The sequence below is a fragment of the Anaerobacillus sp. 1_MG-2023 genome, from assembly GCF_030547345.1.
GTDB lineage: Bacteria > Bacillota > Bacilli > Bacillales > Guptibacillaceae > Guptibacillus > Guptibacillus hwajinpoensis_B.
In genome coordinates this window covers 1-236 of record NZ_JAUORD010000255.1, presented here as the reverse complement: position 1 = coordinate 236, position 236 = coordinate 1, and the positions used below count along the sequence as shown (strand labels likewise).

Annotated in this window: 1 protein-coding gene; it reads left to right on the top strand. The window is 33.5% G+C overall.

What is annotated here, in order from left to right; translation table 11 throughout:
* Positions 1 to 236: amidohydrolase family protein (locus tag Q4550_RS24065; protein ID WP_303536791.1), on the top strand; the 236-nt coding region annotated here is incomplete at both ends.

Here is a 236-nt window from a genome sequence, read left to right as displayed (position 1 = left end):
CATTAACATCAACAAACCCAGCAGAACTATTCGGATTAGAAACAAAAGGTACAATTGCTGCTGGTTTCGATGCGGATATAACACTTGTTGATCTTAATGAAGAGTTTGTACTGAAAGCAGAAGATTTAAAATATCGTCACAAGCATTCTCCATATGTTGGTAAAACATTTAAAGGAAATGTAAAAACAACAATCGTAAATGGAGAAGTTGTATTTACAAATGGAGAGATAGTAGAG